Genomic DNA, 19,907 nt, shown 5'->3' with positions numbered 1-19,907 from the left:
GCCGGACAGATATCATGAAAACGCAATCAGAATAAAGCGCTGTTAAGTATTACTTTGCTTCTGCCTTGTCCCGTGCCGCATAGACGGCACTGAGGTCCGCATCAACATAGAAGCCGTCCGCATTGATCTTACCATCCTTCTTATCGCGCCAGATCTGGTAGGGGACAAAGAACAGCAGAGGAACAGAAGTGATGGGGAAGCCGAACTTCGTCAGATAACCGAAACCGTACTTGACCAGAGAGAGGATGCCAAAGCTGCTTCCATAGAGGCAAACGAACAGGAACAGCACGGAGATCACAAGCTTACGGGTTCGAACAGTGCTCTTCTTCCAGACCTTGCCCAGCAGGCCTTCATAACGGGCAGCCATGGAGAAAATCAGAGAAACACCGGTGGAAATCATTGCTGCGATTGCCAGGATCGCATAAATCAGCTGCGTACTTCTGGAAGCGCCGATCGCCTGCTGGAGAACATAGAGGGTAGGAATAGATTCTTTTGCCACTTCCGGCATAACACCCGCGAAGATGACAGTATAGACCATGGTGGAAAATGTGCAGAGAAGAATGTTGGTAACGGAGCCGATGATAACGCTCTTCTTGTCAACAAGAATACCGCGGCTTGTGGTCGCGCATGCAGTCTGACCGGAGATAAACATGTTTGCAAAGCCGATCATTGCATACCAGCCGCCAAAGGTGGTAAAGCCGTTATCCTGCATGCTGACACGGGAATCGATGAATGCCATGGTATTCGGCCACAAAATCGGGATCGCGACAATACCGATATAAACGGTAACGCAGAGGATCGCGATGGTCATGATACTGCCAGTTGCATTCAGGACCTTTGCGCCGTAGAGGCAAAGGAGCAGGATAATGACAGCAAAGAGGATGCGGCCTACCTGATTCGGAAGCCCAAACAGATTCTCAAAAATCGTTGCGGCGCCGCTGATCTGCGCGGCAACAGAAACGATAACCGTGAGGATCGTGATGATATCCTTCAGATTGCAGATGACGAAGTTCAAAATTTTGTTGCGGTAAATGCGGTCATAGCATTCACGGAAATGATGCGGCTGATAGACATGGAACGCCTGGAATAACAGGAGGTTCAGGACCAGTGCCAGAGCACCTACCACCAACAGGCCGACAAAAACGCCAACCCAGCCTTTCGTGAGGAAGTAACTGACTGTTTGCGTGCCGGATGCGAAGCCCGGGCCCACGTAGGTACTGAACATGACTGCGCCGAGTGAGATTGGCCCCATAATGGAAGCCCAGTTTGACTTTTTGCTTTTCATTTTCTCGTCCCTCCATGAATTTCTTTCACCGTTTATTCGGCAAATTGCGCATTAAGAATTTTTCTGCTCGAAACAGGAGATCGTGCCGTCTGCGATGATTCCCACTTTGGTCCCCGGTCCATGCGTTTTCTTCAGCAGATCAATGACCTCCTGCCAGGTATTCACATAGATCTGTTTATCAATGTCGCCGTACCAGTGCCTGCTGCCGAAATCCGGCTCCATCCAAAAGATGTAGTTGTTGACCCACGGGCGGACCTTCGGCAGACGGCCGTGCATTCTGCCTCCGGCATTCTTGCCGAACTCGCCGAAGAGATAGTGGGTACACTGCCCCATATGGGTCCGGTTGACAACAACGATGTCGCCGCCTTCCTTATTGACGACGAGAGAGGCGAGACCGATGGCGATTTGTGCCTCATTTGCCTTTGCGTTCGCGTTGGTGATGATAATGTCCTTATCCTCGAATCTAGGCATTGCGTAGAGTTTTTGAGCCGCCGGGATCGATGCGTAATACTCTTCGATCATGTCGCCTGCGTACAGGTCAACGATTTCCAGCTTTGTATTGATGATACAGTCGATCTTGAAGAACTGACCGACCATGCCGGCCATTTCCTCGATCTCCTTGCGCATGCCGTCCACGCTGATATCGCCCATGTTTGCAACAGCATTGATCTTTCTTGCGCGGACATCGTCCACCGCTACTTTATGGTTTGCCGCGATGGTCTCGATGGATGCCATGCCCGGGAAAATGATCTTTGCGCCGCCGCCAAAGCCATTGAACGGATGCGGGGTTATGGCGCCGATGCCGATCCGCAGGTCGCAGGCCATCATTTCTGCATTGCAGCAAACATCATAGCCCTTTACGGTCTTGCCGATGCAGACATTGTTCTCGTAGCAGTTGTGGTTATAGACCGGATAGTGATCGCAGATATCCGCACCGAGTTTATTGACAAAATCGATCCGGTTGTGGGCTCCGTGGGTGCCCAGTGCGCAGATAAAGCGGATATTTTCATCCTTGACCCCTGCGCGCTTGAGTTCCTCAACAACGATCTCCGCAATCGGCTTTACCGGGGTGCCCCGAGAAATATCATCAAAGATGATGCAGACTTCTTTTGCCTTTTTTGCCTGCTCATATATCGTTTCAGCGCCATAGGGCTTGTTGATTTTTTCTTGCAGCTGTTCCTTGGTCATTGCAGGGACTTCATCACCCGGAATGCCGTAAAATTGGACGTCCCAGTCGTCCGGCAGATTGATTTCTACCGGCTCAAACCCCTGCCAGTTATTCTGTGAAAGTTGAAACTTCATTTTTGTTTCTCCCTCTATTACCGAGCGGCTGCGTGACCGATTTCCCAGCCGCGGTCAAATGCTGCATTGTTGAGCGGAATGAATTCCGGTCTCTTTCCACCCAGCTTCTTCTCCGCAGTGCGCTTGACATCTTCCGGATCCAGAAGGCCGGTATAGCCGACATAAGCACCCAGCATGACAAGGTTCTGTACCTTCGGGCTGCCCAGTTTCAGCGCTATTTCTATAGCAGGGATCTTGACAGTTTTAACATCCTTGCGGGTTGGCTCTTTATCGACAACAGAGGAGTTTATGATAATCGTCCCGCCCGGCTTGACGCACTCTTCGAACTTATCCAGGGACGGGTTATTGAATACGATCAGCTCATCTGCATAATCAACCATGGGAGAGCCGATTGCCGTATCAGAAATGATGACATAGCAGTTTGCAGTGCCGCCGCGCTGCTCTGCGCCGTAGGATGGGAAGAAAGTCACCTGCTTGTCCTCGGTTTCCTCTGCCGCGCAGTAGCACAGCAGCTGGCCTGTGACCATGACACCCTGACCGCCGAAGCCGCCGATCAAAAGACTTCTTTTCATTTGATTTCACCCCCACGGTCACGAACTACGCCAAGAGGAAATTCCTTCAGGTTGTGCTCTTTCATGTATTCCAGCGTCTTCAAAGGACTGAGATTCCAGTTGGTTGGACAGTTGGAAATGACTTCTACCATAGAGAAGCCCTTGCCTGCTAATTGATACTCAAAGGCCTTTTTGATGGCGGCCTTTGTCTTTTTGATATTAGCCGGTGTGTTGCAGGAAACGCGCTCCAGATAGACCGGTGCCTTCAGAGTATTTAGGATGTCCATCATGTGGACAGGAGCTCCGACATCATTGAAATCTCGGCCGTTGGGGCAGGTCGTTGCTTTTTGCCCCAGCATGGTGGTCGGAGCCATCTGGCCGCCAGTCATGCCGTAAATTGCATTGTTGATGGTAATAACAGAGATATTTTCACCGCGGTTAGCGGCATAGATGGTCTCTGCGATACCGATGGATGCCAGGTCTCCATCGCCCTGATAAGTAAATACCAGCTTGTCCGGATTACATCTCTTATAGCCGGTAGCAACCGCGCAGGCGCGGCCGTGTGCTACAACCGCCTGATCGTTTTCTCTGTACTTGAGGTTCAGGGTCCCACAGCCGATACAGATGATCTCCACGGTCCTATCAACTACATTCAGTTCATCAAGCACTTCACCAATCAGCTTATTGACAGTGCTGTGCATACAGCCCGGGCAAAAGCCGCTGATGGCGTTTTCCGGGATAGTGCTAGGTCTTTTGATCACTTTTTCCATGCTATCCCTCCTCAATATTCCTCAATGATTTTTTTGACGCCGCCGAGCGCGAAATCATCAGTCATGACCTCGCCGCAGGATCTCAAGACAGTCCGGATCGGCGCCTTTCCAAGAACGCCCAGCTTGACATCTTCGATCATCTGGGCGGGAATGGTCATTTCCAGATCGATGACGCATTTTACTTTGCTGTAATCCAGCTTTGCAAAGCTCTTATACGGGAAGGGATTCACCAGGATCGGGCGGATAAGGCCTGCACGGATCCCCTCCTTGCGAAGCGTATCCACAACTGCTCTTGCAACACGAGCAGTTGTGCCGTAAGCGGTAAGGATAAACTCCGCATCTTCTACCAGATATTCTTCCGCTCTTGTCTCATGTTCCGCCCAATACTCGTACATCTCCGCGCACTCCATATTGCTCTGCTCGGTTGCGCCGCCGGTGATCAATTTCTTTTTATCGCCGGCCTTTTTGCCGTTGAGCGCCCAGGTCTTGGAATCCTTGATCGCCTGCACCTGTTCCTCTGTCAGAGGCTCCGGGAATACGACAGGCTCCATCATGGTGGAGATAACGCCGTCCAGCAGCACCATGGTCGGGTTGCGGTACTTGTCTGCATAATCAAATGCTTCATAAATATGATCGATGGTCTCCTGTACCGTGGAAGGTGCAAAAACGATCATCTTGAAGCCGCCGTTGCCTGCCGCCTTGGTTGCCTGCAGGTAGTCAGACTGGGCCGGCTTAATGCTGCCGTAACCGGGGCCGCCGCGCTGAACGGAACAGATAACACTGGGCAGTCTTGCTGCTGCCAGGTAGGAAAAGCCTTCGCTCTTCAGAGAGATACCGCAGGAAGAAGAGGAAGTCATGCATCTTGTACCGGAAAGAGAAGCGCCGAATACCATATTGATAGACGCGGTCTCGGACTCGCCCTGTACAAAAGAGCCGCCGGCTTCCGGAAGATGCTTTGCAAAATACTCGGGAATTTCGTTCTGTGGGGTTATGGGATATCCTGCAAAAAAGCGGCATCCTGCACGGATCGCAGCTTCTGCAATGGCGTCTCCGCCTTTAACAAATGCTCTGCTCATATTTCCTCCGATCACTTATACAGGCTGATTGCCGCATCTGGGCACACAATTGCACAGATGCCGCAGCTAACGCACTTCTCGGATTCTGCCATGTATGCGAATTGATATCCCTTCTGGTTGGATTCCTCTCCAATCTTCAACACCTTTCGGGGACAGAATTCTACGCAGAACGCACAACTCTTGCACTGTTCTTTTGCAATTTCGATCACTGCTGTCATCCTCCTTCTCAGACTGCGGGGTTCCAGGACATCAGGCAGACCATTGCCTTCGTATCATGGATCTCCGCCTTTGTTTTTTCTCCGTTTGCCACTCGAAGCATCAGTTTCACCATGTCCTGCTGCATGTCATCAAAGGTATAGCCCTCTTCCAGCATGACGCCGCAGCTCATATCGATGTTGTCCTTCATCTTCTCATAAAGCTCATCATTGCTTGCGATCTTGACGACCGGCGTCACCACATGGCCCAGCGGGTTGCCGCGTCCGGTGGTAAAGAAGATAAGCTGGCAGCCCATTGCGGAAAGTCCGGTGATGGACTCCGCGTCATTGCCTGGGCCATCCATAACGATGAGTCCTTTTTCAGCAGGGCGCTCACCGTAGCCGACTACATCCATAATTGGAGAAGTGCCACCTTTTCTCATGCAGCCAAGCGCTTTCTCCTGAATAGTAGTCATGCCGCCGTCCATATTGCCTGGCGCAATAGCATAGCCTGCCTTTTCGCCCAGTACCTGAACCGCAATCTCCTGCGCCTTATTGACAGCCGCTTCCAGCTTTTCAGCAACTTCCTCGTTTCTTGCCCTGCTCTTGAGAACTTGCATTGTTCCGATGAGTTCGGTCATCTCTGTCAGGACAGTGGTACCGCCCCGTTCAACGACCCAGTCGGAGAGCATACCGATGGCCGGGTTTGCGGTGATGCCGCTCATGGCGTCAGAGCCGCCGCACTCAAGTCCGATCATCAAGTCGCTGATGGGACACTCGACCCGCTCCAGACGGTTTGCCTCTTCCACCATGCGCTGAGCAATTTCGACCCCCTTCTCCACGGCCTTGACCGTTCCGCCGATCTCCTGGATCACGATCAGCTCCACCGGCCTGCCGCTGCCGCAGCGCCAAGGATCAAGTATGCTTTCTGCCAGCCTTCACCGGCGATGATTTTTGCCGCAAGCGGCACAACAATCGCACCGCTGATCCCGGAGAATGAGCTTGCAATGGCCAGCACAGTGCCGGCGTTTTTATCGAACCAATTATTGATCAGGATCGGAACCGGGAGGATCAGGATCATAGAGCCGATCGCACCCAGAATCGTCATCACTAAATACCAGTTCCAGACAGCAGTCGCTCTTGAAAGGGAAGCAAAGAGGAAACACATGGCAGCTGTCACTGCGGCCATCTGCTTTCCCATATGTTTTTTACTGTATATTCTCCCGCCGATGGGACTGAACAGCCCCAGCGCGATCCCGTGGAGCGCGGTTGAGACAGAAAACGCTCCGACTCCGATCTCCAGCGATTCGGAAACAGAAACATAAAAGGCGCCGGAGCAGTAATTAAAAACGCCCTGCATCCCCAGCTGGAGAATACAGCATGATATCAGTATGATCCACGCATAATGAAATCTGAACTTCTGTGCAAACCTTGATAGCATCGCAACGCCTCTTGTATAAAATTTTATATACTAATATCCGCTAATTTATCTATTATTATATACAATTCGACAGAAATGTCAATAGTGAAAGTTAAAAATATTTATATCAATGTATAGTTTTCTGTGCATTTATAGTCGATTGTTTGCATTGCTCCGTTTTTGCTCTTGCACTCATTTGAAAAAGATAGTATTATATTTTATATATTTTATAAAACTTGCTGTTTAGGAGAGGCTGGCATGAAGCAGAATTCCGAAACAAATGAAAAAATCAACAGCTCTGTAATCAGAGCGCTGGATATTTTAGAATATCTGAACGAGCAGGGCAGTTCGCAGACCATTGCAAGCATCTGCAGCGATCTATCCATGAATCGCATTACCTGTACAAACCTGGTAAAAACGCTGATTGCGAAAAAATATCTTTATAAAAATGAAAAGGGGCGCATATGCCTGACCGGAAAAGTTTATGTCATGGGTAAAATCTATAAAGAGGGCTTTCCTATGGTTGAAATCTTTAACACTCAGGCAGAAACTATTGCGGCAGAAATAGGTGTTGTCTGCCATCTGGTGGCGCTTGCAGGACTGAACCAGGGAATCCTTCTTTCAGAATGCCCCAGGAGGTCTCTGTTTGAAGACGGGCAAAACCTGTCCGTTCCCCTCTATTGCACTGGTGCCGGCAAGGTGCTGCTGGCAAATCAGAGCGAAAATGTGATCGAGTCGATCATATCCTCTTTGGAACTGGTCCCTCTCACCCCGAATACAATTACAGATAAGGATGCTCTGCACAAAGAGCTGGCAACGATCCGCAGTCAGGGCTATGGAATTGACTTCCGTGAATTCAAACAAGGACTTTGCTGTGTAAGCGCCCCGGTTTACAATAAAGACGGCACGATCACGACCGCTGTCAGCCTTACACACCTGGATCTCAAAACTCGGGATGACGCCCAAAAATATATTTCTATTGTCAAAGATCTTGCCTCGATCCTTTCCCGTGCTTCCGGCTACCGGAATATTAAGATCAGTTCTCTCTGATCTACGGAGACTTTAAATTATTGTTTTCCCTTCAGCAATCGCCTGTGCTGTATGTCCTTCGGCAGCACAGGATTCCCGCATCAAATCCTCTGCATTTCTTCACACGCAGGAGGTCATTGGTTCAAGCTCAGCAGTCTGCCAAAAAGTTCCTGATTTCTTGCGAAATCAGGAACTTTTTCCTTGTCTTTATGCTTGAAATATTTGCTTACAGTTTTGCTTCCCCACCTTTGGTATGTCTCCCTTACAGGCCCGCCAACAACCGGTAGTCCTCATCCGCCACCGGCTCACACCACTCGTTGGAAGTTTCTTCTCCGGGGACCTCCACCGCCAGATGGGAAAACCAGCTGTCCGCCGCCGCGCCGTGCCAATGCTTGACCCCGACAGGGATATTTACCATGTCGCCGGGGCGGAGCGCCTTGGCATCCTTGCCCCACTCCTGATACCAACCCTGGCCTGCCACACAGATCAGGATCTGCCCGCCGCCGGACTTGGCGTGATGGATGTGCCAGTTGTTGCGGCAGCCCGGCTCGAAGGTCACGTTGAAAATACCCACTTGTGCCGTGGACAGTGGGGCCAGATAACTCCGCCCGATGAAATACTGAGCGAAGCCGTCGTTGGGCGCGCCGATGGGAAACACCATCCCGGCGGCGTGGGCAGCCTTGGCGTCCCCAGCAGGCGCATCCTCCGCCCACACCTCTTTTGCCATGCGGAACACCGCCCAGCCCTTGGGCCAGCCGGCATAGAACGCCACATGGGTGAGGACCGCGGCGATCTCCGCTCTGGTGACCCCTGCCTTTTTTGCGTTTTCCAGGTGATATTTCAGCGAGGAGTCCGTCACGCCGGAGGACATCAGCGCCACCACGGTGATGATGCAGCGGGTCTTGTGGGAAATGTCCCCGTTGTTCCAGTTCTCTCCGAACAAAATATCGTCGTTGTAATGGGCAAACTCCGGGGCAAAGTCCCCCAGGGCCTCCCGGCCTGCCGTCTGCTTGATCGTCATATCGGTTCCCCTTTCCTCAAACCCGCTTGCCCAGTTCATAGGCTTTTGGGAGCGATCCATGGCCGCTGATCTCGCCGGGGGCGTCCACGCCGCCGCCGAACACTGTCCCGGCCAGGCGGGCCTTCTCAAAGCAGTCGATCCAGCCCTCCATAGCCTTCACAGGACCGTCCATGGCGCTCTCATCGGCCTCCGCCGCCGTGGCCAGGAAGTACACGTCTCGGAAGGCGTAGTCCGAGGGATAGATGGGGTTGCAGCGATCCAGGAATGTTTTGAGCAGGCCGGAAACGCTGTAATAATAGACTGGCGAAGCAAACACCAGCACATCAGCGCACTTCATCTTCTCAGCCAGGGCCGCGGCGTCGTCCCGAATGACGCACGTCTGGGTCTTTTGGCAGGTAAGACACCCCACGCAGAAGCCGATGGCTTTGCCCTTCAGGCTGACGGTCTCCACAGCGTTCCCAGCTTCTTTGGCCCCCCGGGCAAAGGCCGCAGCCAGGGCGTCGGAATTGCTGTTATGGCGCAGGCTGGCGGTGATGATCAGTACATTCTTTCCCATGGTTAGTTCCTCCTCATGCCAGGTGTTTGCGGAAAAAGTCCGTCAGTTTGCCAAAGGGGATGGCGTTCTTCCCCCCGCCGTCGTAGAGATCGGTATGCACAGCATCAGGAATGAGGAGCAGTTCCTTGTTCTCCCCCTTGAGCTTTTGGAAAGCATCCCGGCTGAAATAGCAGGAGTGGGCCTTCTCGCCGTGGATCACCAGCACGGCGGAGCGGATCTCGTCGGCGTAGCACAAAATAGGCTGGTTCAGGAAGGACATGCAGCCGGTGACATTCCAGCCGCCGTTGGAGTTGAGGGACCGGGGATGATAGCCCCTGGGGGTCTTGTAGTAGGCATAGTAGTCCTTCACAAAGAAGGGAGCGTCCTCCGGCAGAGGGTCCACAACCCCGCCGCCCAACTCATGACCGCCCCGCCTGCAGTCTGCAGTGCGCTGGGCATTGAGAGCCTTTTTCTTTTCATAGCGGGCCTCTTCACTGTCCTCGGCATCAAAGTAGCCCTTGGCGTTGACCCGGCTCATGTCGTACATGGTGGAGGCCACCGTGGCCTTGATCCGGGTATCCAGAGCAGCGGCGTTCAGTGCCATGCCGCCCCAGCCGCAGATGCCGATGACGCCGATTTTCTCGGGGTCCACGCTGTCCTGTACCGAAAGGAAATCCACCGCCGCCTGGAAGTCCTCGGTGTTGATGTCGGGAGACGCCATATACCGGGGCGTTCCGCCGCTTTCTCCGGTAAAGGAGGGATCGAAGGCGATGGTGAGAAATCCACGCTCCGCCATGGTCTGGGCATACAGACCGGAGCATTGCTCCTTCACAGCTCCAAAAGGCCCGCACACGGCGATGGCCGCCAGCCGGCCCTCCGCTCCCTTGGGCTGGTACAGATCCGCCGCCAGGGTAATGCCGTAGCGGTTGCGGAAGGTGACCTTGCAGTGCTCCACCCGGTCGCTCTTGGGGAAGGTTTTGTCCCATTCAGCCGTCAATTTCAATTCCATATGTGTTCCCGTCCTTTCAAAATTGAGGTGTTTTTCGCGTTTCTTTTTTCATTTGATAAACCAAATAGTCCAGGCAGTCTATCTTCTTCTGTTCGGCGTGACAGCGATCCAGCAGGTGTTTCCGGTGCTTGGCAAGGAGCGCCAGCCCCTCTTCTTCCTGTCCCTGTTCGGCCAGCGCCATAAATCGCTCGATCAATTCCGGGCCGCATCCGGCGTCTGAGAGGTTTTCACGCAGGATCCCCTGGGTGTCTGCGATATGCGGCATAGCATCACCTCCTGATGGTTCGATTATATTTTCCAGCTTTTAAAATAGCAAATACTTATTTCCCATTTCATGATATTCTTGAATAGAATAGCACGATCTGTTATAATCAAAATAGTCTGACAAGTGGTAAAATCACCTGTCAAGTGTCACAGCGGATCAGCGTTGCGACAGGCCGCGGCGCGCATCCTTTATTTGGATTTCATTGTTAAAAACTGTGTGCAAAGCACACTGCGGGCGCAGCCCGCTTGAAAAATCGCTTGCGATTTTTCAAGTTTATTGACAATATACTGTCCCCAGGAGGCGGTCATATGGAACTTCGGGTGTTGCGTTATTTTTTGGAGGTGGCCCGTGAAGGGAGCGTCACACGGGCGGCGGAGCGGCTGCACATCTCTCAGCCAACCCTCTCCAAGCAGCTCAAGGATCTGGAAGGAGAGTTGGGCAAAAAGCTCTTTGTTCGGGGCAGCCACGATGTGAAGCTGACCGATGAGGGGATGCTCCTGCGCAAACGGGCGGAGGACATTCTGAACATGGCGGACAAGACGCTGGAGGAGTTCAAGTCCCTGGGCGAGTTCACCGGCGGGGACGTGTGGGTCGGCTGCGCCGAGTCCGACGGCATCAAGCATCTTGCCCGGTGCTACATGGCCCTGTTGGAGCGGTATCCCGGCCTGCGGCTCCACCTGCAAAGCGGCAACTCCGCCGATGTGACCGAGCGGCTGGACCGGGGGCTTTTGGACTTCGCCATCATTGTCCACGAGGTGGATCTGTCCAAATACAATTATCTGGAGCTGCCCGCCACCGACCACTACGGCGTCCTGATGCGAAAAGACAGCCCCCTTGCCAGCAAGGAGGCTGTCGGTGTGGATGATTTATTGGATCTGCCCTTGATCTGTTCCCGTCAGGGCATCACCGAGGACTATCCCAAGGTGTTTCAGCAGAAAATGGACGCCCTCCGCATCGTCGCCACCTTCAACCTGGCTTACAACGCCAGCGTTTTGGTGCGGGAGGGTGTGGGGTATGCCCTTACCTTTGACAAGCTGGCCGACACCAGTGAGGAAAGTGAGTTGACCTTCCGCCCCCTGATGCCGCCGCTGGAGACGAAGATGTATATGATCTGGAAGAAGTACCAGGTCTTTTCTCCGGCGGCGGAAGTGCTGCAGAAGGAGGTCCTGGAGCGGTTTGGGAGGATGTAACAGTCAAGCTCTTTAGCCGCGCAAAATATCAGCATGTATTTTACGGTTCCTGCTTGGCCCGGCCATAGTTCATACAAAATCTGCCCGCAAAAAGAAAAACGTTTGGCTTACTCCACCCACAGGCAGGGTCATTGATCATCACTGCGCTGATTCTCTCAAGGAACGGCCTTTTCCACCTATCATACAAAACGGTTCAACGCGATTCCCTAAGTTTAGGGAATCGCGTTGAACCGTTTTAGCCCATGGAGACCTACCGCTTACGATACTATAATCCGAGCCTTTGGAACTGTTCCTCAGGACTGCCATGATAACGCATTGCATCTTTTAGACGCGCGATGTATTCTGCTTCCAAAGCAGCGTCTTCAATAGGATGCTCCTGCTCATAGTCTTTCGCGAGATCATACAGACAGCTCTCGCTGTTGTAATCAGAGCGTTTGCCATACTCCTGAGAGGGATTTTTGAAATCGATGATATCCGCTGGTATCCTGTAAACAGGATAGTTGGTAAAGGGCAGGCGGCCAAAGCCAATTTTGCTGTAGTCTTCGAGTTTGATGCAGCCTACGCCGTAGTATTGGCGCAAGGTAGTGGGAATGGCTGTGTAGACATACAGCGGACGGTTGTCTTCATCCTTCGCAGCCCGCAGATAGGTGAACTTACCGTCAGTATAATTGACGCTTTTACCAAAGTACCCATAGAGAATGCCGTCCCGGACCTTATTTGCTTCGCCCAACAGGACAGGTATCAGATTTTTCCCATGGATGGGATAGTGCATCTGGCCCATGTCCACGCCGAAGTGATTCAAAATGGTAGGGAACATGTCAATGTTCTGGGTTAGCCCTGTAAAGCGTTTTACCTTTGCGTTAGGATACCACACGATCAGAGGGATATGGAACACCTCGTTGTAGGCGGGCATATAATTTTTGGCCATGTAACCATGCTCCCCCAACATATATCCGTGGTCCGTGGTAAAAATGACCATGGTGTCATCCCACATGTTGTGTCGGTCCAGCACATCGAAGATCTTGCCGATGTAGTGGTCCGTCATAGTCAGAAGAGCCTTATAACGGACATTCAGGTGGCGGGTCTCCTGATCGGTGAAGATATTTTTGCGGTATTCCGGCCAATAGCAGGGCATACCCTCGTAATCGTCGCCATCCTCTTCCCGATAGATGTCAATGTACTTTTGAGGTACATCAAATGGCTCATGGGGATCAAAGCCCTCTACCCACAGCAGGAAGTTATCGGCATCCGCATTTTTCTCCAGCCACTGGGCGGCCTTTTTCATGGTCATGGGACTGGGATACTCCTCTTCGCTGGCGAAGCGTCCGTAGGTCTCATCGTGCTCCTGAGAATAGATCCCCTTGTAGCCCGCAGGCCGCTGCTGGGTGACAATGCCTTCCCGGCCCGCAGGCATGTTCAGCGCATCGAACTCCTGGCCGCGGATCATCTCGTGAGAAGTAAAATCGTTCCAGTAGTTCTCGCCGCCTACGTGATAGTAGAGATAGTGGTCGGTAAACATATAACTGTAAACGTTGCGGGTCTTCAGTAAAGCGGGCAGCGTCTGGTCAAATGGTTCGAGGCCGCCCCAGGGTTTTTCCAGAAAATTGAGCCGGCCAGTCAAGATGTCCCGGCGGGCGGGCATACAGGGAGCAGAACCGCACCAGTGGTTATCAAATACGGTGCCCCTCGCCGCCAGGCGGTCCAAATTGGGCGTCAGGGCTGGGTGCTTGGCACCGTACATGCTAAGAAAGCGGCGGTTGGTGCTGTCAGCCAGAATAAAGATGGTTTTCATTGGCAGGCCTCTGCGTATTCACATAAACCCAGACGGACAAACTGCTCATCGGGACTGTCGTGACGCTTCATTTCCCGGACAAGCTTTTCACACATGAGAGACTCTGCTTCAGCGTCCTCCAGAGGATGTTCCTGCTGGGGGTCCACAGAGAGATCAAACAGCATATTTGTGCTGACGATCTCATCCCGCACGGTGAACCGATGGGAAAAATCGGAGAGCACAGTGATATTTCCGGGGATTTTATAGACAGGATACTTCGTCCACTTCAGGAAGGGACCTGCCGTGATGGCGGACAGATCAGTCAGATGCTCCTCATCCCAATAGTGGTTGATGGTGCTGGGCATTGCCGTGTAGAGATAGAGGGGCTGGTTGTCTGCCCGGCATGCTGCGCGGAAGTATGTATAGCGGCCATCACAGATGTTGACGTGCCGTCCGTACATTCCGTAGATCACGGCATCCCGTACGCGCTCGGCCTCGCCCCGCAGCAGGGGCAGCAGGTTTTTACCGTGGAGAGGATAGCGGCAGCTGCTTTCCGGGATATGATACAGGGCCAAGATGGTAGGCATGAGGTCGATATTCTGGGTCAGTGCAGAGCAGCGTGTCTGCGAGGTCATCTCCGGGGTGTGGATCATCAGGGGAATATGATATACTTCATTGTAGCAGGGCATAAAGTTTTTGCCCAGCAGATCCTTTTCACCGATCATGAAACCGTGGTCCGTGGTAAAAATCACAGTCGTATCCTCCCACATATCGTGGCGGTCCATCACATCCAGCACACGGCCCAGCCAGCGGTCGCTCATGGCCACGACCTGAGCATAACGCCTGCGTGCGTGCTCCACAGCATCGGAAGGGACTGCGTCTGCCGGTCCATACAGAGGCCAGTAGAACAGCTTGTCGCTGTATGTGTCCTCCTGAGCGCCCGGTGTATCGTCTGGAAAATCGAATGGCTCATGGGGGTCGAAGGAGTCTACGAACAGCAGAAAATCTTTGTCCGCATAGTGGTCATCCAAAAAGGCTGCTGCCTGTGCCAGGGTCTTGGGAGAGGGGTAATCCGCCTCAGTGTGAAACTGCAAACGGTTGCGCTCATACTGCTCGTCGTAATTCCCATAATGGGGCTTCTGGATAGGGGCGCCCAAGTTAGGCGCCATGGTGTCGTGCTCCTGCCCGCGGATAAACTCCCAGGAGTCAAACAGCGGAAAATAGTTCTCGCCTCCCAAATGAAAATAGTGATAGTGATCCGTAATCATTTCACTGAAGATCCCATGTTTGCGAAGGACCTGAGGCAGAGTACAGTCAAAAGGCTGCACAGGCGCCCAGTTCCGCTCCAGAAAGTCCAGACGTCCGGTCAGGATATCATGGCGCGCTGGCATACAGGGGGCGGAACCCACAAAATGATTATCAAAGACGCAGCTCCGCTGGGCCAGACGCTCAATGTTCGGCGTGTGCGCCCAGGAACCGCCATAAGTGGACAGACATCTGCGATTCAGACTGTCCATTAAAATTACGATTGTTTTCATGCTGTATTCCTCCTGCCAGCCCTGGTGGGCCTGTGTATTACCACCACTTGATCAGTTCGGTGACGCGGTTGCGCACTTTCACAAATTCGGGAGAGACCACGTTCCGGGGCCAGGGCAGTTCATTTTTCATATATTCTTTGATGCTGGTGGGCTTATTGGTAAGGATCAGGATGTTTTCACTCAAGTAAACGGCTTCCTCGATATTGTGGGTTATGAAGATGACGGTGGTTCCAGTGGCTCTCCACAGCTTTAAAAGCTCATCCTCCAATTTGAACCGAAGGTCGATATCCAATTGCCCATAGGGCTCATCCATCAAGAGCAATTCTGGCTTTGTTGCAAAAGCTCTGGCGATCACGACCCGCTGGAGCATGGAGGTAGATAATTCTGCGGGATAGTAATCCTTGTAATCTGTCAGACCGACGACCTCCAGCATCTCTGCGACAGCAAGATTGATTTCTTCTTGGGGACGCTTTTTCATTTTGAGGCCGAAAGCAATATTCTCCTCCACTGTCAGCCAAGACATAGTAGAGTATTCCTGGAAAATGTAGGACACATTATGTTTTTTCAGGTTTACAGGCTCATTATTTAAAAGGATCTCTCCAGAAGTTGGCTCATAGAGTTTGGTGATGCAGTTCAAAAAGGTCGTCTTTCCACAGCCGGTAGGTCCAACGATGCACAGGAATTCGCCCTTCTTCACATTAAAAGAGATGTCATCCAAAACGAGCAAATCGCCAAAACGCTTCGTCATATGGTCAACTTTTACTTTGATCTCTCTATCCATATTATCAGACACAGCCATAGCCTCCCTTCTCAAATCGATTTATCCACAACCGCGGATATTTCTTCCCGGAGCTGCAGAAATTCAGGGGTCGTGTAATCACGGGGACGAGACAGATCGATCTGATATTCTGCCTTTAGGGTCGAAGGGCAATTTGTCATCAGGACAATACGATCGGCCAGGTAAATGGCCTCCTCGATATTATTGGTAACAAACACAATGGTGCGCTTCTCTTTTTCCCAGATGCGGATCAGTTCTTCCTGCATCAAATAGCGGGTCTGGGCATCCAAGTGCCCAAAAGGCTCATCCAAAAACATGACGGTCGGCTCATTGCAATATGCGCGGGCAATACCCACCCGCTGCTGCATTCCGCCAGACAGCTTAGAGGGATATGCGTTTTCAAAGCCGGTCAGGCCGACCAGATCGATGTAATACTGGGCTTTTTCACGCCGCTCCTTTTTGCCCATTCCTCTGCACTTCGGGCCATATTCCACATTGCCCATCACAGTGAGCCACGGGAACAGCGCCGTGCGCTGATAAACAACTCCGCGGTCCGGCCCTGGCTTTTCCACCTTATGCCCATTGACTGTTACATGACCGGAAGTTGCGATATCCAGCCCTGCCATGCAGTTGATAAAAGTTGACTTTCCGCATTGACCAGGGCCGAAGAGCACAAGCAATTCGTTTTCATACACATCCAAATCGATGTTTTGAAGCACGTTCACCGTACCGCGATCAGTGGTGAATTCCTTGGAAACCCGTGAACACTCAATGATTTTCTTTCTCATTTGCCTCTTTCACTCCATACACACAATTTGGCCTCGATCGCGCGCATCAAAACAGCAAGAATATAGCCGATAACGCCAATACCGACAATGCCGACCAGGATCTGGAGAGGATTATTTAGATCCTGTCCCTTGGTGATCACCCAGCCAACGCCCTCAGAGGAGCGAACCATTTCAGCGGCTACCACAGTGGCCCATCCGGACCCAAGACCGATTTGCAGTCCCGCGAAGATCTGAGGAACACAAGAGGGCAAAACAATGGACGTGAATACCTGCCGGTTGTTGGCACCAAGCATTTTCGCAGCGCCTACCAATGTCTGATCAACCGCTCTGGCTCCAGAGTATGCGTTCATAGTGACGTTGCTGAATACGGCCAGAAAAATCAAAAAGTATTTGGAGCTTTCCCCTAAGCCGAACCATAGGATCGCCAGCGGGATCCAAGCAATCGGAGGGATCGGACGGATGACTTCAAACAGCGGGCGGACAATCGCTTCAAAAATCCGATACCACCCCATCAAAACGCCGACGACAACACCAGCCACAGAGCCAACCACAAATCCCACAGCAACGCGGCTGAGGCTCCACAGAACATGCCCCTGAATCGTGTGTGTGCCAAGCGGCTCTACGATGCTTCGCAGCGTTTTTCCTATAACAGTGATCGGACTGCTGATGAAAAGCCCGACAGCTGTGGTACGTACTGCCAGCTCCCAAAGGCATAAAAATACAAAGATAGAGATCGCGGCGCAGATGGCCGTCTCATATTTGGAGGCTCCTCTGAATCTCGTTTTCAATTATGGATCACCCCTTTTACAACTCTGTTTTCTATTTTCTGCAATACATAACTGAGCAGGGAACCGATTGCGCCGATGGCCAGCATGCCGCAGATGATGATATCGGGCCGATAAATACCACGGGCCTGCTGAATCATGAAGCCGAGGCCACGGGTTGAGGCCAGCAATTCCGCTGCAATAATGGTAGTCCAAGAAGAACCCAATGCAACGCGAACACCTGCCATGATCATGGGAAGGGCCGTGGGAATCGCAATATGAAGCAGCATCTGGAAGTTCGATGCTCCGAATGTCTGACCGACCCAGAGATGGACATCCTTGGTTTGACGGATACCGGTATAGGAGTTGAGAACACAGGGGACAAAGGCAGAAAGGAAAATCGTAACGACCTTGGATGTCATACCGATGCCGAACATAATGATCATCAGAGGGATCCAGGCGATGCCGGGAATCGGGCGAATGAGGTCAAATACGGGGCGAACAAACAGATCGACCCGTTTATACCAGGCCATCATGATACCAATAGGTGTTCCAATTACAACACCGGCCAAATAGCCAGACAGAGCGATTTTCAAAGAGGAGAAAATATGCTGGGGAAGTGTGGCTCCATCTGGCGCGGTGCTGGACATTTTTTTGATAAAGGTCTGCGCCACAACGACAGGACTGGGCAAAACAGTACTTTTGAACATACCGATCACATCCGTCACAAACCACCACAGGCCCAAGAAAAACGCAATGGAGAGAATTGACAGCCAAATATAGCTTTTCTTTTTTTTCATACGCAAGAGCCTTTCTTTGATACTAATCACTCATAAAACAATTTTATTGCTTTATGAGGGCCGCTTATGCGGCACCGGCGGCAAAGCCGCCTGTGATGAAAGTCCATACGTTTCCTGCGCGACGCAGGCGCGGCGGCGTGTTGCGCCGCAACAAAAAACTTTCTTTAAGTTTTCTATCAGGAAACAGTACCCTCAGTGGACATAGGGCAACACGCCTGCCGGCGGCTAAAATCAACGTTGGCAGCGTCATCGTCCTAGGTGGGCGTCAGCCCACCGTCGTCCTCTTCCTTGCCAGCACCGATTTTTTCTCGCTGGCAGGTCCTTTGGAGTTTTTCAGGAGCAGATTTAGCGGCTGGCAAGGCAGACGAGGCAGCCGGGCTGCCGCCCGGCAACGAGGATAACGCCGCCAGCCGCTGAAGATGCCCTGAAAAACCGCGTTGCCCTTTGTTCACTGAGGGTATGAAACGGTGCTTGAGAAAGGGCCCACACAGCTTAAATCTCCATAAACTGTGTGGGCCCTCAGCAAATTTACGTCAATGCTGCTCCGCAGCAATTTACTGCTGGTAGACTTCCACAGTCAGACCAGTAGCCTTTTCCAGGAAAGAGGGATTGAAGGAAGCGAACACGTTGGGAGCGTTTTCAGCGGGGATCTTCTCAACTTTCACCAGGAAGTCGGTAATGGCGCCCCAGCAATCGCCGAACACATAGCTGTCGCTGCTGACATACTCAGTACCGCAGTATGCCCGGTCACGGATCTCATTCCACATCTGCTCATCGGTGACATCCTGAGCATTTTCAGCGTACTTCTTTTGTGTGTACTCAAAGCGCAAATCATCATCCTGCAGCGCATCCATAGCGCGCAGCAACACTTCGATGAACAGCTGCACTTCCTCAGAACGCTCGTCGATGACCTCATTTCTCGCAAAGCAGCCGTCAGTCAGCACAACGCCGGTAGCATCCTCAAAGGAACAGATCTCCACGTGGCCGTCCGTTTCCATAGAGTAGGAGTAAGGAGGAGAAAAAGAACCGATATCACCCTCACCAGCGGTAAATGCCTGATATGCGGGGGCATATTCCATATGGACCTGTTCCACATCGCCATCAGTCAGGCCCAGCAGGTTCAAATAACTCTCAGTGGCAAACTGTGCGGAGGTTCCCAAAGGCTCCAGAATCTGAGTTCCCTTCACGCTTTCAGCGTCACCGTAGACGTTAGGCAAATTCGCCAAATTCTTGCCTGCCTTAACGATGGCAGAGTCCTGACGGGCATACAAGCCCATACCGCCTGCCGTGTTGACATCAGCCAACCAACTGCAGTCAGAGTTTGCCAGAGCGTAAACAGAGGCAAAGCCGGAACAAGCCACGTCCAGTTCACCAGCGGCAATGGCCTCGTTGATGGGGGCGCCGGTGGGGAAGATCACGATGTTGACATCCAGTCCGACCTCGTCGAACCAACCCTGCTCGTCGGCATAGAGTACTGGGAAGCCAACGGTAACAGGCTGAGTACCTACATTCAGGGTCTCAAACTTCTTGGCGCCTTCCGGTTCAGTGGCAGGCGCTTCTGTTTTGGGGTCCTCAGCTGGAGCATCCTCCTTTTTGCCGCAGCCAGCCAGAACACCGGCGATCAAGGTGAGAACCAACAGCAGAGAGATGAGTTTTTTACTCTTTTTCATTAGATATCCTCCTTCTATGATGTTTCACGGAATCATATATTTTTAAAATTCTTTAAATTCCGTTAAAACAAGCGTTGTTAGCGCCGGGCGAAAATCGCCATTCCGGGCCGGGCGAAAATCGCCAATTTTGGCCGGATGAAAATCGCCAATC

General features: G+C 52.2%; 21 protein-coding genes. 2 read left to right on the top strand and 19 right to left on the bottom strand.

The window, feature by feature from the left end; genetic code table 11:
- Positions 1-49: 49 nt before the first annotated feature.
- Genes Q0Z69_RS12810 through Q0Z69_RS12775 form a run of 8 tightly spaced genes read right to left on the bottom strand, consistent with a single transcriptional unit; the run spans position 50 to position 6,619 of the window.
- Positions 50-1,285, bottom strand: coding sequence for a hypothetical protein (locus tag Q0Z69_RS12810; protein WP_298034246.1), 1,236 nt, complete (start codon positions 1,283-1,285; stop codon positions 50-52).
- 51 nt (positions 1,286-1,336) lie between these two features.
- Positions 1,337-2,587 carry a lactate racemase domain-containing protein gene (locus Q0Z69_RS12805; RefSeq protein WP_298034244.1) on the bottom strand — a complete coding sequence of 417 codons (1,251 nt, stop codon included), beginning with the start codon at positions 2,585-2,587 and terminating at the stop codon, positions 1,337-1,339.
- A 17-nt stretch (positions 2,588-2,604) separates the two neighbouring features.
- Entirely contained in the window at positions 2,605-3,159 is a 555-nt protein-coding gene (locus Q0Z69_RS12800) for a 2-oxoacid:acceptor oxidoreductase family protein (RefSeq protein ID WP_298034241.1), read from the bottom strand.
- Complete coding sequence (locus tag Q0Z69_RS12795; protein WP_298034239.1) at positions 3,156-3,908, bottom strand: thiamine pyrophosphate-dependent enzyme; 753 nt, start codon at positions 3,906-3,908, stop codon at positions 3,156-3,158. The genes Q0Z69_RS12800 and Q0Z69_RS12795 overlap by 4 nt, the downstream gene beginning before the upstream one ends.
- Positions 3,909-3,919: 11 nt before the next feature.
- A complete protein-coding gene (vorB, locus tag Q0Z69_RS12790) occupies positions 3,920-4,984 on the bottom strand; it encodes a 3-methyl-2-oxobutanoate dehydrogenase subunit VorB (RefSeq protein ID WP_298034237.1) in 1,065 nt (354 codons plus the stop codon).
- Positions 4,985-4,995: 11 nt separating this feature from the next.
- Positions 4,996-5,202, bottom strand: coding sequence for a ferredoxin family protein (locus Q0Z69_RS12785; RefSeq protein ID WP_298034234.1), 207 nt, complete (start codon positions 5,200-5,202; stop codon positions 4,996-4,998).
- Positions 5,203-5,210: 8 nt separating this feature from the next.
- Complete coding sequence (locus tag Q0Z69_RS12780) at positions 5,211-6,065, bottom strand: UxaA family hydrolase (RefSeq protein ID WP_298034231.1); 855 nt, start codon at positions 6,063-6,065, stop codon at positions 5,211-5,213.
- On the bottom strand, positions 6,056-6,619 hold the full coding sequence (locus Q0Z69_RS12775) for an MFS transporter (RefSeq protein ID WP_298034229.1): 564 nt from the start codon (positions 6,617-6,619) through the stop codon (positions 6,056-6,058). The genes Q0Z69_RS12780 and Q0Z69_RS12775 overlap by 10 nt, the downstream gene beginning before the upstream one ends.
- Before the next feature lie 237 nt (positions 6,620-6,856).
- Here Q0Z69_RS12775 and Q0Z69_RS12770 point away from each other — a divergent pair, with 237 nt between their 5' ends.
- Positions 6,857-7,648 (top strand): IclR family transcriptional regulator, encoded by a 792-nt coding sequence (locus Q0Z69_RS12770; protein ID WP_298034224.1) that lies wholly within the window; start codon positions 6,857-6,859, stop codon positions 7,646-7,648.
- Between the two features lie 241 nt (positions 7,649-7,889).
- On the opposite strand, the gene Q0Z69_RS12765 is transcribed toward Q0Z69_RS12770, so the two are convergent.
- From Q0Z69_RS12765 to Q0Z69_RS12750, 4 genes are read right to left on the bottom strand one after another with little or no spacing between them, the layout of a single operon-like run.
- Positions 7,890-8,648 carry a carboxymuconolactone decarboxylase family protein gene (locus Q0Z69_RS12765; protein WP_298034220.1) on the bottom strand — a complete coding sequence of 253 codons (759 nt, stop codon included), beginning with the start codon at positions 8,646-8,648 and terminating at the stop codon, positions 7,890-7,892.
- Positions 8,649-8,664: 16 nt separating this feature from the next.
- Positions 8,665-9,204, bottom strand: a complete 540-nt coding sequence (locus Q0Z69_RS12760; RefSeq protein ID WP_298034217.1) for a flavodoxin family protein — start codon at positions 9,202-9,204, stop codon at positions 8,665-8,667.
- A gap of 13 nt (positions 9,205-9,217) precedes the next feature.
- A complete protein-coding gene (locus Q0Z69_RS12755; RefSeq protein WP_298034214.1) occupies positions 9,218-10,192 on the bottom strand; it encodes an alpha/beta hydrolase in 975 nt (324 codons plus the stop codon).
- Positions 10,193-10,208: 16 nt separating this feature from the next.
- Positions 10,209-10,457: a hypothetical protein gene (locus Q0Z69_RS12750; RefSeq protein ID WP_298034211.1), complete on the bottom strand. Its 249-nt coding sequence runs from the start codon at positions 10,455-10,457 to the stop codon at positions 10,209-10,211.
- Positions 10,458-10,765: 308 nt separating this feature from the next.
- Here Q0Z69_RS12750 and Q0Z69_RS12745 point away from each other — a divergent pair, with 308 nt between their 5' ends.
- The gene (locus Q0Z69_RS12745; RefSeq protein ID WP_298034208.1) at positions 10,766-11,647 is read left to right on the top strand and encodes a LysR family transcriptional regulator; all 882 of its coding nucleotides are present in this window, start codon (positions 10,766-10,768) and stop codon (positions 11,645-11,647) included.
- 265 nt (positions 11,648-11,912) lie between these two features.
- On the opposite strand, the gene Q0Z69_RS12740 is transcribed toward Q0Z69_RS12745, so the two are convergent.
- The 7 genes from Q0Z69_RS12740 to Q0Z69_RS12710 all read right to left on the bottom strand — a co-directional run bounded on the left by Q0Z69_RS12740 (position 11,913) and on the right by Q0Z69_RS12710 (position 19,756).
- A complete protein-coding gene (locus Q0Z69_RS12740) occupies positions 11,913-13,439 on the bottom strand; it encodes a sulfatase (protein WP_298034205.1) in 1,527 nt (508 codons plus the stop codon).
- Positions 13,436-14,956 (bottom strand): sulfatase, encoded by a 1,521-nt coding sequence (locus Q0Z69_RS12735; RefSeq protein ID WP_298034202.1) that lies wholly within the window; start codon positions 14,954-14,956, stop codon positions 13,436-13,438. Before Q0Z69_RS12735 ends, Q0Z69_RS12740 begins: the two co-directional genes overlap by 4 nt.
- Before the next feature lie 37 nt (positions 14,957-14,993).
- Entirely contained in the window at positions 14,994-15,737 is a 744-nt protein-coding gene (locus Q0Z69_RS12730; protein WP_298034264.1) for an ABC transporter ATP-binding protein, read from the bottom strand.
- A 29-nt stretch (positions 15,738-15,766) separates the two neighbouring features.
- Positions 15,767-16,522 (bottom strand): ABC transporter ATP-binding protein, encoded by a 756-nt coding sequence (locus Q0Z69_RS12725; RefSeq protein ID WP_298034199.1) that lies wholly within the window; start codon positions 16,520-16,522, stop codon positions 15,767-15,769.
- Positions 16,519-17,310: an ABC transporter permease gene (locus Q0Z69_RS12720; protein ID WP_298034195.1), complete on the bottom strand. Its 792-nt coding sequence runs from the start codon at positions 17,308-17,310 to the stop codon at positions 16,519-16,521. Before Q0Z69_RS12720 ends, Q0Z69_RS12725 begins: the two co-directional genes overlap by 4 nt.
- Entirely contained in the window at positions 17,307-18,086 is a 780-nt protein-coding gene (locus Q0Z69_RS12715) for an ABC transporter permease (protein ID WP_298034192.1), read from the bottom strand. The genes Q0Z69_RS12720 and Q0Z69_RS12715 overlap by 4 nt, the downstream gene beginning before the upstream one ends.
- A gap of 554 nt (positions 18,087-18,640) precedes the next feature.
- The gene (locus tag Q0Z69_RS12710; RefSeq protein ID WP_298034188.1) at positions 18,641-19,756 is read right to left on the bottom strand and encodes an ABC transporter substrate-binding protein; all 1,116 of its coding nucleotides are present in this window, start codon (positions 19,754-19,756) and stop codon (positions 18,641-18,643) included.
- Between the last annotated feature and the right edge of the window lie 151 nt (positions 19,757-19,907).

The sequence above is a fragment of the uncultured Dysosmobacter sp. genome, from assembly GCF_947631165.1.
Lineage (GTDB): Bacteria > Bacillota > Clostridia > Oscillospirales > Oscillospiraceae > Oscillibacter.
This window is presented reverse-complemented; position numbering and strand designations above follow the sequence as displayed.